We start from the raw sequence: 14,095 nt of genomic DNA on the forward strand, positions 1-14,095 counted from the left end.
AATTTATAGATCGTATATATGTTATGACTAACCTCACCTGCAGGCGATTTTTCTTCACCTTAACGCTTGTTACCATATGTTTAAGCGCCCGCGCTGCGGTGAAGCTTCCCCGGCTTTTTAGTAATGGGATGGTGCTGCAACGGGATATTAAACTAAACGTATGGGGGTGGGCCAATCCCGGCGAAAAAGTGACAGTACGCTTTAACAAAAACAAGGCTTCGACTATCACTTCGCCCGAGGGGAAATGGAAAGTAATACTCCCGGCAACTGCGGCAGGGGGACCATTCAGCATGATCGTTTCCGGCAGTAACACCATCCGGATCGATGATGTGTGGATGGGCGACGTATGGTTCTGCTCGGGCCAGTCGAACATGGTGACGCCCATGGAGCGTGTGAAAGAAAAATACCCCGACGAGATCGCGAATGCAAACTACCCGCAGATCCGGAACTTTTTTATCCCGGCGGTATCGGATGTGGACAGCTTGCATCCCGATCTTCCCTCTTCGAAATGGCTGCCGGCGAACCCGGCCAACGTAATGAGTTTCGGTGCGGTTTCCTATTTCTTCGCAAAGCGACTTTTCGGGAAGTATCATGTACCCATTGGCATCATCAACTCAAGCGTAGGAGGGACCCCGATCCAGGCATGGATCAGCGGAGAGGGAATTGCATCGGTACCCGCTTACGCGAACAGGCTTGCCGCGCTGCGCGATACCGCTTATAGAAACGACCTGGCCAGGCGCCGTCCTGCGGCGCCGACAAGCCCGGTGACCTTGCAATATGATGAGCCGAACGGGACCGTCCAGTGGACGGAACTGGCTTATAAACCTTACCAATGGAAAACCTTTTGGCTTCCCGGGTACTGGGCAGACCAGGGCGTAAAAGGATTGAACGGCGTTGTTTATTTCCGCAAAGAGATCACCCTGACCGAAAAAGAGGCAGGGCAACCCGCAAAATTATTCCTCGGCCGGATCGTTGATGCCGACGAAGCTTTTGTGAATGGAAAACAGGTGGGTAATATCACTTACCAATATCCGCCGCGACGCTACACCGTTCCGGCAGGTTTGTTAAAGGCGGGGAAAAATGTGGTCGCTGTAAAAGTGACCAATACTTCGGGCAAAGGCGGTTTTGTGCCGGACAAGAATTATTCGCTTGAAGTGGGCGACGAGGTCGTCGACCTCCGTGGGGAGTGGCAGTACCGCGTACACCAGGTATTTCCGCCGGTCGGGGGATCCGGCGGTTTAGAGGGCGGCATTACGGCGCAAAACGAGCCGACCGGCTTATACAATACCATGGTGGCACCGGCGATAGGTTATAATCTTAAAGGCTTTGTCTGGTACCAGGGGGAAGCTAATTCAGGCAGGCCGCAGGAATATAGCGCCCTGCTTAAGACACTGATCGGCGATTGGCGCGGCAAATGGCGGCAGGGCGATCTCCCGTTCCTGGTCATACAGTTGCCGAATTTCATGGAGGTACAGTACCTGCCTTCGGAGAGCCAGTGGGCCGAGATGCGCGAAGCCCAGCTCAAGGCGTTGTCGCTCCCGAATACCGGGCTGGCGGTTGCGATCGACGCCGGCGAATGGAATGACATTCATCCGCTGTCGAAAAAGCCGGTAGGCGAGCGGGCGGCGCTGCTTGCGGAGCGTCTGGCATATAAAGAAAATTTAGTCGCGATGGGGCCGCTTTACCGGTCATCAAAAATAGATGGAAATAAGATCGAGCTCACGTTCGCCGAAACAGGCGGCGGGTTAGAAGCAAAAGGTGGCGGCATGCTTAACCAGTTTGCCATTGCAGGCGCCGACAAAAAATTTGTATGGGCCAGGGCGACTATCTCAGGAGATAAAGTGATAGTTTGGAGCGAGGCGGTCACTCAGCCTAAGTATGTTCGCTATGCGTGGGCCGACAACCCGGAAGGTGCCAATTTAGTGAATAAGGAAGGCTTGCCGGCATCACCGTTTAGGACAGACCAATAACCTGAAAGATCGATTACGAATTATACGATGAAAAAATTACTTGTTGTGTGGATATTCCTGGCTGGCCTTTCCGGTTCCTGGTGCCGCGCGGAATCTGGGTATGACCTGTGGCTTCGCTATGTGCCGGTTACGAACAAATCGCTGTTAGCAACGTATAAGCAACATACGGTGCAATTGGTTTTTCCCGCCGGGAATGAGACGTTAAACGCCGCAAAGCAGGAATTAGCAATGGGTATGAAGGGCTTGCTTGGCGGCCCCTTACCGGAGAGTGCCGTTGCAAATAAAGATGGGACATTGATCGTAGGCACGCCAGCCTCCTGCCGGGAGATCACGGCTCAGCCGTTAATAGGGCAGCTGCTGGTCCCTGCCGGCGAGGAAGGTTACCTTATCCGTAGCGTGTTGGTTAATGGGAAGAAATGCACCGTTATCGCCGCGAATTTCAACACGGGTGTTTTGTATGGCGTCTTCCATTTTCTTCGCCTGCTGCAAACGAACGCCCCGATAGCCAGGCTGTCGATCTCCGAGTCACCAAAAGTAAAGATCCGCACGCTGAACCACTGGGATAACCTCGATCGTACGGTTGAACGCGGTTACGCCGGCCAATCGATCTGGAAATGGGACGAATTGCCGGCTACGATCGATCCCCGCTACCGCGATTATGCGCGTGCCAACGCCTCCATCGGGGTTAACGCAACCGTGCTCACCAACGTGAATGCCAATTCAAAAATACTTACGGCTGCTTATCTCGCCAAAGTGGCGGCAATCGCCAATGTTTTCCGCGCTTATGGGATTAAAGTTTACCTCACTGCGCGGTTTAGTTCGCCCATCGAGATCGGTGGCCTAAAAACCGCTGATCCGCTCGATCCGCAGGTTCGGCAATGGTGGACGGATAAGGTGGCGGAAATTTACAAATTGATCCCGGATTTCGGTGGTTTCCTGGTAAAGGCCAATTCCGAAGGCCAGCCGGGGCCGCAGAGCTATGGACGAAATCATGCCGATGGCGCGAACATGCTGGCGGCGGCAGTGGCGCCCTATCATGGCACCATTACATGGCGGGCCTTTGTGTACAGCAATGAAGTGCCCGAAGATCGCCATAAGCAAGCTAATCTCGAGTTTGAACCGCTGGACGGTAAATTCAACCCGAATGTGCTTGTACAGGTAAAGAACGGCGCGATCGATTTTCAGCCCCGGGAGCCCTTTCACCCGCTTTTCGGTGCGCTTAAAAAGACGCCGGAGGCGATGGAGTTCCAGCTTACTAAAGAGTATCTCGGTCAGGGCACCCACCTGGTATACCTTGGAACATCGTTCGAAGAAACGCTGGAGGCAGACACTTATAGTTACGGGAAAAACTCGCAGGTCCGTAAGATAATTACCGGCGAGATCACCAAACAACCCCTTTCGGAAATGGCCGGGGTGAGCAATATCGGTGCAGACAGCAACTGGTGTGGCCATCCTTTTAGCCAGGCGAACTGGTACGCGTTCGGACGATTGGCCTGGAACCCGTCTTTGTCGGCAGCCGCTATCGCTGAGGAATGGGTGCGGATGACTTTCAGCAATGACCCCGCATTAGTTAAACCGGTCAGGGAGATGATGATGGGATCGCGGGAAGCGACCGTAAATTACATGACCCCGCTCGGGCTGCACCACATTATGGCGGCCAACTCCCATTACGGCCCCGGTCCCTGGGACAATGCCTTGCCGCGCGAGGACTGGAAACCCAAGTACTACCACCGCGCGGATTCTGCAGGCATCGGGTTTAACCGGACGTCGACGGGCAGCAATGCCGTATCGCAATATTTCCCGGAAGTGCGTACCCGGTTCGAGAATGTACATACTACACCCGATCGTTTCCTGCTTTGGTTTCATCACCTGCCGTGGACGTTCAAAACCAGGGCGAACAAAACGCTTTGGAACGATCTCGTGGATCATTATTACCTCGGCGTGACCCAGGTGCGCGACATGCAGAAAACCTGGGACGATATGGAAGGAAAAGTTGATCGCGACCGGTTCGCAGAGGTAAAGAAATTGCTGGTGATCCAGGAGAATGAGGCGCGGTGGTGGAGAGATTCCTGTTTGCTGTATTTTCAGACGTTTTCCGGGATGCCGATACCAGGAGGCTACGAAAAGCCGTCGTACACATTGGCGGAATTTATGAAACGGGGATTTAAGCCGTAGCAGCACCTCCTCCGTGAGGAGATACATGCTAAATAACGTAACCAATTAACCCATATGAAACAAAAAGCCATTATATCACTGGTAGTCAGCCTAAGCCTTTCGGCGACCAACGCCTTTCCGCAAGATCCCGACTTTTATATCTTCCTAAGTTTCGGCCAATCAAACATGGAAGGATACGCCAAACCCGAAGCGCGGGACACGGTAGGGATCGATCCCCGTTTCCGGGTGTTAGAAGCCGTAGATTGCCCGAACCTGGGCAGGACAATGGGCAATTGGTATACCGCTATCCCTCCGTTGTGCCGATGCAGCACGGGCCTTACCCCAACCGATTATTTCGGCAGAACGATGGTAGCTAACCTTCCAAAAAACGTCAGGGTAGGAGTGATCAATGTTTCCATTGGAGGCTGCCGGATCGAACTGTTCGACAAAGACAATTACCAGGCGTATACCGCCACCGTTGCACCCGGGTGGATGAAGGGTATGATCAGGGAATATGGGGATAATCCTTATGGCCGATTGCTCGAGATGGCAAAGCTCGCCCAAAAAGACGGCGTAATTAAAGGCATCCTTTTACACCAGGGCGAGTCGAATACCAATGACCAGAAATGGCCCGCCAAGGTTAAAATAGTTTACGATAACCTGTTAAAAGACCTGGCGCTGTCCGCCAATTCAATTCCCTTATTGGCCGGCGAAGTAGTGAATGCCGACCAGAATGGTACTTGCGCAAGCATGAATGCCGTTATAGCGACGTTGCCTCAAACGGTTCCCAATGCCTGCGTCATCTCATCTGCCGGTTGCACCGATGGCCCGGATAACCTGCATTTTGATGCGGCCGGTTATAGGAAACTGGGCGAGAGATACGCCGTTAAAATGTTGTCGTTGCTGGGGTATAAGGCGAAGGAATAGGTTACTATGCCACTTTCTGCGACTGCGCGCGAACCGTCCGGAATACTTTAAGGTCACGTTTTAAAAGCATGAGTAATTGCTTGTCAAAGCTGGACATCATTTTGCCGGCGGCGGTTTTTGCGGTTGAGATTTTCATGGCAGTTGTTTTGGTTGTTTAACAGGTAGCCAAAACGATGCCATCACTACTTCAAAGGTAAATCGAGGTAGAAATGCTCAAATCGCTATACAGTTCGCGCAGGAAGATGTTGCGGATTTAGGTCGGGTTTTAAAGTATAAAGGATTTTATCAGCCATTTAATAACCCGTGAGCCAATCGTTCCCATTGTACGCCCGAAGCGCCTTCCCGCGCAAAAAGTGCGATCAGCGTATTCCTGAATTTATCAACGACGCCGGCATTTTGGTTAGGTTGTTCGTTACGGCCGTGTATTTCGGCGGTAACCCGCAACGCCCGCCTGGCTATCACGAAAGTACTTGTTGCCGTTTCCGCAAAAAAATGTGCTGTATCGGCAGAGCTGTTTCGCGGATCGGGGCAGGGCCGCACCTGCATAACGATAAATTCTTCAGCGGCCCCGGCAGCTCCGCCGGTAAGGAGCTGCTCAATATGTACCCACTCTACGCCGTTGCCGGCGAGAGGCCCGGGGCCGGGCAGGTCTATAGAAAAATAATCTCCTTCCTGTGCTTCCCTTTGCAGCTTGTTCCCTGTCGCATCTGTCAACCCGAATGTCGCGGAGCCGGCACCGGTATACTCGTGCCATTTGGAGATGGTTCTTAGTCGCAGTGCCGAGGCTTCATAACATGAGCGGGCGGCGGTAAGGCTATCGAATGACCTGGAGTCCGCGAAATCAGTTTGCTTTCCGGTGTACTGAGGGGGGATAAACGGTTCGGTGTTTTTCATGGCTTACTGCTGCTAAGGGTTGTAGTACGGCCATCCCAATCGGTGAGCAGAACGGTCAATCCTGCAAGCGCGGTGAAGGCGACGTTAAAAACCAGTTCCGTTTTCGTTTTTCTAAAGGGCTTGAAAAAGGTTTGTAAAGCAAATTGCGCTATGTTGAAAGGGTCGATTTTGCCATGTGTTTTAAAAGGGATAAGACCTTTTACTGCGGCAGGCTGCCTGGTAAATGCGACGTAGGGAAGCAGCAGAAGTGCTTCTGCCGCATAAATCTTCCTGGCGTTTTTGTTCATCCTGAGCAAAGAAGGTAAAGTAAGCAAGCTTCCTACAAGCATGTAGTCTATCAAAGCATGGCTTTTGGGTGAAATAGGCTTCATATCAGTAAATGTTTACAGTAGCTAAACAATTATCGTTCCTTATCTGTCGAAATATAGGAATCGCCGGTTGGCAGATTGGTTCTCCATAACTTATGAAACAGCAGATCACCGGTAAGGCGCTAGGTGCGATGGAATCACGAACGGTAATTATCGAAACTCCTAAAGGATCGGGTGAGAAGTACGACTTCAATCCGTTTTCGGGATATTTTGAATTAAATAAAGTAATGCCGGCAGGTATCGTGTTCCCTTTCGATTTCGGTTTCCTGCCCGGGACCACAGGCCAGGATGGAGATCCGTTGGATGCGCTGGTAGTTTCTGAAATACATACGTTTACGGGATGCGCCATTACTTGCCGTATTATAGGCGTAATCCAGGCGGAACAACAGGAACGTGACGGCACAAAAATGCGTAACGACCGGTTTATCGCCGTGCCGGAAGTGTCTGTTTTGTACAGGGAGGTTAGTGATCTCAGCCAATTTCCCGCAACGCTCCTGGGTGAGATAGAGGCATTCTTCATCAACTACAACGAGCAGGCCGGTAAGGAATTTAAAGTTATAAAACGATCAGGGGCTGCAGCTGCAGGTAAACTCCTGGAGAAGGGTAAAGTGAACGGTAAACCCCGAAAACTGATCCAGCTATTTCTGCCGCTGTATAACGGCCACGGGAATGCGTTCCCGCAGAAATTATTTACTGCCGTGAAAAATCAGCTGATGAAAAAGTTCGGGGGCTTAACCGTCTACAACCGCTCACCTGCAACGGGACTATGGAAGGATGATTCTGGCAAGACGCAACCCGACGACATTATCGTTTTTGAAGTTATGGCAACTAAAGTAGACAAAGATTTCTGGCATGGATATAAAGAGAAGCTTGCAAAACAGTTTGAGCAGGACGAATTGGTTATCCGTTGTTCGGAAATAAATACACTATAACTGCATTTGGTATTCACTCTATTATAATTATCATGAGCTCAGCATTTATTCGCGAAAGCGAAGGACAAAACCTGAACGAGGTAGAGCCTACCTTACCGGCCCTGCTATTCTTTCTCCGCAGAGAAAACGGTGGTACTACCATTAGCGAAATACGTTCTTATTTTAGTGAAAAATATCAGGCCGAAGTGCATGAGATGACCGACGGACTCGGCTATCGCATAAAGGAATACCGGTGGACGGTGGTATTCGATTAGTTATTATTGATGCATCCTCCTACGTAAATTACACCGTCCGAGGTTATTTGTACCTGTAAACAAAGCGATACGCAAAAACGAAAGTTGTATGATTAAAAAGACAACTATTAGTTGAGCCCGCGGTCGTTCCTGTGTAAACCTGGTGAAAAAGGCAAATGGCACGTAGTTGGTTTATAAATAAGCATGATAGTAGTCCACAACTCCACACAAGAGAACCAGGGTTCGATAAAAAAAGGGATCAAAACGCTAAAGATCGTCTATACCTCTTTTAACATCGGAATTCGCGTGCTTCCGTTTATAGGAACGGCTCCCGGAATCGCATAATTGACCGCAATACATTCTGGCAGAGACGGAATAAGGCTTTTTACTAAGCACGGGAGAGCTTATTATTGCGGGGGGATCGGTTTTTCGTAATGTAAATACATAAATCAAAACCGGAACCCCGTCATATTTCTGCCTTAACGCGCCGCACGTGGAAACTTGTAAGTAAAATTATCATTATGCCATCTGCTATCGTTGTGTCCTGCAGCAAGCTCCTTGCGAAGATGGGGCTTACCATCGTTTTCGTAGAGAGTGCCACCGCCGGAAGGCTGTGCAGCGAGTTCGCGCTCACCGCGGAATCGGGAAAAATCCTTAAAGGCGGGCTGGTTTGCTATGACGCCTGCCTAAAGGAAGATATCCTTAAGGTCCCGGAAAAGCTTATAAAAAAGTATACGCCTGAATCGGCGGAGGTTACCGCTGAGCTCGCCAAACGGCTGAAGAAGTTTATTCCCGCAGATATTCATGCCGCGATTACCGGGTTGACCACCCCGGGCGGAAGCGAAACGCCCGAGAAGCCTGTAGGTACGATATTTATTCATGTCCTGTTCAAGGATACCTCCCTGGCAATCGCCGAAGTGTACAAGGGAACACCCGAGGAGATCATGCTGCAGGCGATAGACCGCGTAGCGCTTACCATTATTTCGGAGATCGAATTCTCAGGCAGCCATTGATGAAACTTTACCGGTAAGCATTGGAAGTCATTAATAAGCGAGATGAATTGAGAAAAAATTCGGCCGGGGAGAAAACAATTCGAAAAGCATCTTCATTATAGAGGGGAATCGGGGACCGGTAAACCGGTTTCAAAATACTTAACCCTTATGATGATTATAACAGCAACAAGAGTTTCAGCCGGGGACTATGTAAGGCATATCGATCCCAGGGTAAATGGCGGACTGGAAATGTTTGTAAACGAAGTAAGCGGCAGGGCAGCCAATTGCGATCATTTTTCGGACGATCCCGACCCCGTACTCAGGCAGGACTGGTTCCCGGTTAAGGACCTGGTATTGGTGAGGGAGGCAGAACCGGGACTGGTTTGAAAGCGAATCTTTGAATATTTACGCAAATGGAAATTACTCCCGAGATCATTATCAGCGCAGCACGCCAGGGGCGGGCAGATGTGCTAAAAGAAATTGCCGGAAACGGCGCCAGTTTAGACGTGCGCGATGAAAAAGGGTATACCCCGCTCATCATCGCCTGCTATAATAACCGGTATGATGCCGCACAATTCCTGCTGGAGGCGGGGGCCGACGTAAACTCACAGGACGGAGGGGGGAACACGGCCCTGATGGGTGCTGCTTTTAAAGGGTACACCGACCTGGCTGAACTATTGATCAACGCCGGCGCAAATCCTGATCTGCAGCATGGCAATGGCGGTACCGCCCTGATGTTCGCCGCCATGTTTGGCCGGAACGACGTGTTGAAGTTGCTACTTGCCAGCGGTGCTGACCCGGCTATACTTGATAATCGCGGGCTTACCGCGTTTGACCTGGCTGCTCAACAAGGAAATGCAGACGGTATGCAGCTCCTGGAGGGCGTTAAACGGGCGATTTAAAAGAAAAATGGCCGGTCTTTATTGCCGGCCATTTTAATATAAAATGTATTGATCTTCAGGCTGTTACGCAGGTACCTTCATCGGCTTTTCACGCTCCCAAAAACGATGCAGGGCGATCATTTTTGAGAAAATGGCTGCCAGTTCAGCGGCATCGCCTCCAATGTACACCCCTTCTGTAAGGGCCGTCTCGTTCGTAAACTCTGAGGGGATCTTCTTTGCAAAGTAAGTGGCGTCGATCACCTGTATGGCCGATTCGTCTGCAGCTATCGCTTTACAATGCCGGAACGCTTCATTCAGGAAATGAACGGCATCGGCGTCCGCTTCTAACGTCGCCGAGCTATTAATGCCTCCCGGTACATATACCGCGTCATAAAGTACGGAAGCTGCTGTAAGAAACGACTGATCTACGGTAATGGCTGCACCATCTTCAGGTTCGATCACGCCGAGCCTGGGCGCAATAATTTCTACTACGGCGCCCTCTGCTTCCAGTGCGTTTTTAACGGTCGTCAGCGATCCTGCATTCACCCCATCTGCGGTCAGGAACGCGATCTTCCTTGTTTTAATGCTGTCTTTAATCGTGCCTGCCATGCTCAGGGCGGTGGAGACACTTACCGCGCTTTCTTCGTTTACCGATGCATAATCGGCCGGGTCGGCGTCTGCCGGTACGCTGTGATTTAGTTGTACAGGAGTTTCAGGCAGAGAAAGGCCCAGCCCGAGCGCTACTGGTGTGGCGAGATCTTTATCCACCTGCGCCAGTATTCCCAGCATCCTTTCGCGGATAGCCACCGTTTTTACTTTCCCGAGCTCAAAGCGGAAGGCGTCTATGATGTGCGCTTTTTCAGCATCCGATTGGCTTTGGAAGAACAGGCGCGCCTGGCTGAAATGCTCCAGGAAGCTCTTGCTGCGGGCGCGGATCTTTCTGGCATCGACGCGTTCGGCATAACTGGTGAACCCTCCGTCTGCCGCTTTTACCTGCAAAGGGGCATTGTCCGAAAGCGAGTTAGGCCCGTAACTGGTTTTGCCGCGGTTGATGGTTTGCCGCATAAAGCCGTCGCGTTGGTTGTTATGCACCGGGACAACAGGCCGGTTGATCGGGATTTCGTGGAAGTTAGGCCCTCCCAGCCGTATAAGCTGCGTGTCTGTATACGAAAATAACCGTCCCTGCATAAGCGGATCGTTACTAAAGTCGATACCCGGAACTACGTGGCCAACGTGAAAAGCTACTTGCTCCGTTTCGGCGAAGAAGTTATCGGGGTTGCGGTTGAGTGTCAGTTTCCCGATGCGTTGTACGGGAACCAATTCCTCGGGGATAAGCTTGGTAGGATCGAGGAGGTCGAAATCAAATTTAAATTCATCTTCTTCAGGCACGATCTGTACACCAAATTCCCATTCGGGGAAGGCCCCGCTTTCGATGGCGTCCCAAAGGTCGCGGCGATGGAAATCAGGGTCTTTGCCCGAGATCTTCTGCGCTTCGTCCCAGGCTACTGAATGGACGCCAAGCAATGGTTTCCAATGAAATTTCACAAAGCTCGCTTTTCCTTCGGCATTTACGAACCGGAAGGTATGCACGCCGAATCCTTCCATCATCCGGTAGCTGCGGGGGATGGCGCGGTCGCTCATCGCCCATAAGATCATGTGCGTCGACTCCGGCATCAGCGAAATGAAATCCCAGAAGGTATCGTGCGCCGAGGCTGCCTGGGGGATCTCGTTATCGGGCTCGGGTTTCACCGCGTGGATAAGGTCGGGAAATTTCATGGCATCCTGGATAAAGAAAACAGGCATGTTGTTGCCAACCAGGTCGAAATTTCCTTCCTGTGTGTAGAACTTAACCGCAAAACCGCGAACGTCCCGCGCCAGGTCTGAAGAACCTCTCGAGCCGGCCACCGTGGAAAAGCGGACGAAAACCGGTGTTTCAACCGATGTATCGTTGAGAAACTGCGCCCGTGTTACCGCCGACATCGGTTCGTAAACCTTAAAAACCCCGTGCGCCCCGGCGCCCCGTGCATGTACGATCCGCTCCGGGATCCGTTCATGATCGAAATGGGTGATCTTTTCCCGAAGGATAAAGTCTTCCAGTAACGTAGCGCCGCGATCGCCGGCTTTAAGCGAGTTCTGGTCGTCGTTAATGCCGACGCCATGATTGGTTGTCATTCGTTCCCCCGCCCCGGATTCGGTGTTGCCGGCGAGATCGTCCGTTTTGTCATTCGTCAATTCGGGAGCCGACTTTTTAAGGTCGGTCGATTTTTTCGGCGGAGCGGGTTTACCACTGGCAGATTCCGCAGCTTTCGCCGATTTAATGGGTTGTTTTTTCATATTTGGCAATGGTATAATAAGGAGTTAAAATGTGTCGATTATTTTTTGCGATACCTGAATTTTAAAATCAGCATCGCAACGTCCATTATAATGGAGAAGGAGTTGGTGGCTATGATCGGGATGTCTTTGAGCAGAATGCCGTAATACATCCATAAACCATTTCCGGCTAACAAAACGATGAAAAGAAACGGGGTAACGCCATCGACTTTTTTCTCCTTTAATGATTTTATGAATTGGGGAACCAGCGACGAGGCCGTTAATATCCCGGCGCATACGCCAATTAATTCCTTTGCTAACATGTTGGTGGTTAAAAACCGGGGCAGCCACTCGCTCCCCGGTTCACGCGATCATCTAACGATCTACGGGTTCTTGTTTTTTATACATCTGGTCGGCAACCATGCTATCGGGCGTGAGATTGCTCATGCCGATCTGAACTTTATTCTTCATGCCTGAAATTACTTTATCAGTGCCGCTCATCAGCGCTTCGTAGCCATCTTTCGCTACGTCTGCAGGATCAGAAAGTGCGTCTTTGTCCTGCACGGCTTTGCTCTCCGTCATATCCGCTTTATTGAAAAAGTCTGTATCGGTAGCACCGGGCATCAGCGCGGTAATAGTAATTCCGCGATCCTTATTTTCGGCGCGGATAGCTTCTGTAAAGGAAAGCACGAATGCTTTGGTGGCATGGTAAACGGATTGCCAGGGCCCCGGCACCTTACTGGCGATCGAAGCCAGGTTCAGGATCTTTCCTTCACCGCGTTCGAGCATGTCCCCCAGGAAGCGCTTGGTCAGGATCACGAGCGAAGCGATATTCAGATCGATGATCGCCAGTTCGCGCTGGATGTCGGTATCTTTAAACTCACCGTAAACGCCTTGTCCGGCATCGTTCACCAGGACGTCGATGGCGAGCCCCCTGGCTTTTACTTCATCGTATACCGAGAAGGCGGCATCCCGGTCAAACAGGTCTTTTACAAGGGTGGTCACTCCGGCGCCGAGCGCGCGAAACTCATCGGCTTTAGCATCCAGGGTGGCTTGTTCACGTCCCACAAGAACCAGGTTATACCCGTCATTTACAAACAGTTTGGCAAGCTCATAGCCGATCCCGCTGGTTGCGCCGGTGATCAGCACGGTTTTGTTATTCGAATTCATCAGGTAGCAATTATTGATAAGTATTATGGTTTCAGTACGACTTTCACGCAATCGTCCTCTTTTTTATCGAAGATCTCGTAGCCTTTTGCAGCGTCTGCAAGTGGCAGGCGATGTGTAATGATGTCGTCGAGCGTTACTTTTTCTTCCTTTACCAGGTCGATAAGTTTGTCGATATAATTCAGTACCGGCGCCTGGCCCATGCGGAGCGTAATGCCTTTGTCGAAGATCCGGCCCATCGGGAAGTTATCGAACGGCGTGCCGTAAACGCCCATAATGGTCACGGTTCCGCTCCTGCGTACCGCCTGGAAAGCGGTTTCGAGCACTTTGATCGATCCTTTCTCGAAGTTGACGGTTGCTTTCACTTTATCGAGGAAGCTCCGTTCAGGTTCGAAGCCCACGGCGTCCACACATACATCGGCTCCCCGGCCGCTGGTCATCGAGCGGATCGCATCAACGATATCCACTTCGTGCGGGTTAAGGGTTTCTACTTTATTTACCAGTCTCGCTTTTTCCAGCCGGTAGTTCAGCGGGTCGATCGCGATCACGCGGGAAGCCCCGTTTATCCAGGCGGCTTTTTGCGCCATTAACCCAACTGGCCCCGATCCGAAGATAGCCACTACCTCGCCACCCTTCAGCTGCGCCCAGTCGATGGCGGACCAGCCAGTAGGGAAGATGTCGGTGAGGAACAATACTTGTTCGTCGGTCAGGTTGTCGGGAACGATTCGCGGACTAATATCGGCATACGGTACCCTTACATATTCTGCCTGCCCACCAGAGTAACCGCCATACAAATCGGTATAACCAAAAAGAGCGGCGCCTTTTTGGTCCAGCACGTCGCCATTCGGCCCATAATGTTTGTAATTGGAATTTTCGCAGGCCGGCGACGCATCATGCTGGCAAAAGAAGCAATGACCGCAAGCGATGGGAAAAGGTACGACCACCCGGTCGCCTTTCTTTAATTTTGTGACGCCAGGCCCTACTTCTTCCACGATACCCATGAATTCGTGTCCCATGATCATCGGTTTTGTTTGAGGAACGCCACCGCTTAAAATATGCAGGTCAGACCCGCATATGGCCGTGGCCGTGACCTTTAGAATAACATCGCCCGGCTCTTCTATCCGGGGATCGTCGACGGTATCCACACGGATATCGCCGGGTTTGTGAAATACGACTGCTTTCATAACGGTATGAGATGTGTTGATTGATGGTAGTAAGTTCCTGCTAAATAGTACAATCCGATTGCAAGCCAGTTTTGATTAATATC

The 14,095-nt window shown here is 51.2% G+C and carries 16 protein-coding genes; 9 read left to right on the top strand and 7 right to left on the bottom strand.

All coding sequences use genetic code 11. The annotated features are described in order from the left end of the window. Nucleotides 1–23 precede the first annotated feature (23 nt). Genes GS398_RS15515 through GS398_RS15525 form a run of 3 tightly spaced genes read left to right on the top strand, consistent with a single transcriptional unit; the run spans nucleotide 24 to nucleotide 5,051 of the window. The gene (locus GS398_RS15515; protein WP_160907687.1) at nucleotides 24–1,970 is read left to right on the top strand and encodes a sialate O-acetylesterase; all 1,947 of its coding nucleotides are present in this window, start codon (nucleotides 24–26) and stop codon (nucleotides 1,968–1,970) included. Between the two features lie 27 nt (nucleotides 1,971–1,997). Then, nucleotides 1,998–4,145, top strand: a complete 2,148-nt coding sequence (locus tag GS398_RS15520; protein WP_160907688.1) for an alpha-glucuronidase family glycosyl hydrolase — start codon at nucleotides 1,998–2,000, stop codon at nucleotides 4,143–4,145. A 54-nt stretch (nucleotides 4,146–4,199) separates the two neighbouring features. Then, complete coding sequence (locus GS398_RS15525) at nucleotides 4,200–5,051, top strand: sialate O-acetylesterase (RefSeq protein WP_160907689.1); 852 nt, start codon at nucleotides 4,200–4,202, stop codon at nucleotides 5,049–5,051. Between the two features lie 4 nt (nucleotides 5,052–5,055). Here GS398_RS15525 and GS398_RS22700 read toward each other — a convergent pair whose 3' ends face one another. The 3 genes from GS398_RS22700 to GS398_RS15535 form a co-directional block, all read right to left on the bottom strand. After that, nucleotides 5,056–5,187: a hypothetical protein gene (locus GS398_RS22700; protein WP_255494208.1), complete on the bottom strand. Its 132-nt coding sequence runs from the start codon at nucleotides 5,185–5,187 to the stop codon at nucleotides 5,056–5,058. A gap of 149 nt (nucleotides 5,188–5,336) precedes the next feature. Then, entirely contained in the window at nucleotides 5,337–5,945 is a 609-nt protein-coding gene (locus tag GS398_RS15530; protein WP_160907690.1) for a hypothetical protein, read from the bottom strand. Next, nucleotides 5,942–6,316, bottom strand: coding sequence for a hypothetical protein (locus GS398_RS15535; RefSeq protein WP_160907691.1), 375 nt, complete (start codon nucleotides 6,314–6,316; stop codon nucleotides 5,942–5,944). Before GS398_RS15535 ends, GS398_RS15530 begins: the two co-directional genes overlap by 4 nt. Nucleotides 6,317–6,408: 92 nt before the next feature. Between GS398_RS15535 and GS398_RS15540 the strand changes: the two genes are divergently transcribed. The 6 genes from GS398_RS15540 (at nucleotide 6,409) to GS398_RS15565 (ending at nucleotide 9,372) form a co-directional block, all read left to right on the top strand. Further along, complete coding sequence (locus GS398_RS15540; protein ID WP_160907692.1) at nucleotides 6,409–7,245, top strand: inorganic diphosphatase; 837 nt, start codon at nucleotides 6,409–6,411, stop codon at nucleotides 7,243–7,245. Nucleotides 7,246–7,277: 32 nt separating this feature from the next. After that, nucleotides 7,278–7,499, top strand: a complete 222-nt coding sequence (locus tag GS398_RS15545) for a hypothetical protein (protein WP_160907693.1) — start codon at nucleotides 7,278–7,280, stop codon at nucleotides 7,497–7,499. A gap of 183 nt (nucleotides 7,500–7,682) precedes the next feature. Beyond that, nucleotides 7,683–7,823, top strand: coding sequence for a hypothetical protein (locus GS398_RS15550; RefSeq protein WP_160907694.1), 141 nt, complete (start codon nucleotides 7,683–7,685; stop codon nucleotides 7,821–7,823). A gap of 176 nt (nucleotides 7,824–7,999) precedes the next feature. After that, nucleotides 8,000–8,491: a CinA family protein gene (locus tag GS398_RS15555; protein ID WP_160907695.1), complete on the top strand. Its 492-nt coding sequence runs from the start codon at nucleotides 8,000–8,002 to the stop codon at nucleotides 8,489–8,491. A gap of 147 nt (nucleotides 8,492–8,638) precedes the next feature. Beyond that, nucleotides 8,639–8,857 carry a hypothetical protein gene (locus tag GS398_RS15560; protein ID WP_160907696.1) on the top strand — a complete coding sequence of 73 codons (219 nt, stop codon included), beginning with the start codon at nucleotides 8,639–8,641 and terminating at the stop codon, nucleotides 8,855–8,857. Between the two features lie 26 nt (nucleotides 8,858–8,883). Continuing rightward, complete coding sequence (locus GS398_RS15565) at nucleotides 8,884–9,372, top strand: ankyrin repeat domain-containing protein (protein ID WP_160907697.1); 489 nt, start codon at nucleotides 8,884–8,886, stop codon at nucleotides 9,370–9,372. 63 nt (nucleotides 9,373–9,435) lie between these two features. Here the strand turns inward: GS398_RS15565 and GS398_RS15570 are convergent, their stop codons facing one another. Genes GS398_RS15570 through GS398_RS15585 form a run of 4 tightly spaced genes read right to left on the bottom strand, consistent with a single transcriptional unit; the run spans nucleotide 9,436 to nucleotide 14,012 of the window. Beyond that, nucleotides 9,436–11,685, bottom strand: a complete 2,250-nt coding sequence (locus GS398_RS15570) for a catalase (RefSeq protein WP_160907698.1) — start codon at nucleotides 11,683–11,685, stop codon at nucleotides 9,436–9,438. Nucleotides 11,686–11,723: 38 nt separating this feature from the next. Beyond that, nucleotides 11,724–11,984: a SemiSWEET family sugar transporter gene (locus GS398_RS15575; RefSeq protein WP_160907699.1), complete on the bottom strand. Its 261-nt coding sequence runs from the start codon at nucleotides 11,982–11,984 to the stop codon at nucleotides 11,724–11,726. A 52-nt stretch (nucleotides 11,985–12,036) separates the two neighbouring features. Beyond that, nucleotides 12,037–12,831 carry an SDR family NAD(P)-dependent oxidoreductase gene (locus GS398_RS15580; protein ID WP_160907700.1) on the bottom strand — a complete coding sequence of 265 codons (795 nt, stop codon included), beginning with the start codon at nucleotides 12,829–12,831 and terminating at the stop codon, nucleotides 12,037–12,039. A 23-nt stretch (nucleotides 12,832–12,854) separates the two neighbouring features. Continuing rightward, nucleotides 12,855–14,012, bottom strand: coding sequence for a zinc-dependent alcohol dehydrogenase (locus GS398_RS15585; protein WP_160907701.1), 1,158 nt, complete (start codon nucleotides 14,010–14,012; stop codon nucleotides 12,855–12,857). Nucleotides 14,013–14,095 lie beyond the last annotated feature (83 nt).

It is taken from the genome of Hufsiella ginkgonis (assembly GCF_009834915.1).
GTDB lineage: Bacteria > Bacteroidota > Bacteroidia > Sphingobacteriales > Sphingobacteriaceae > Hufsiella > Hufsiella ginkgonis.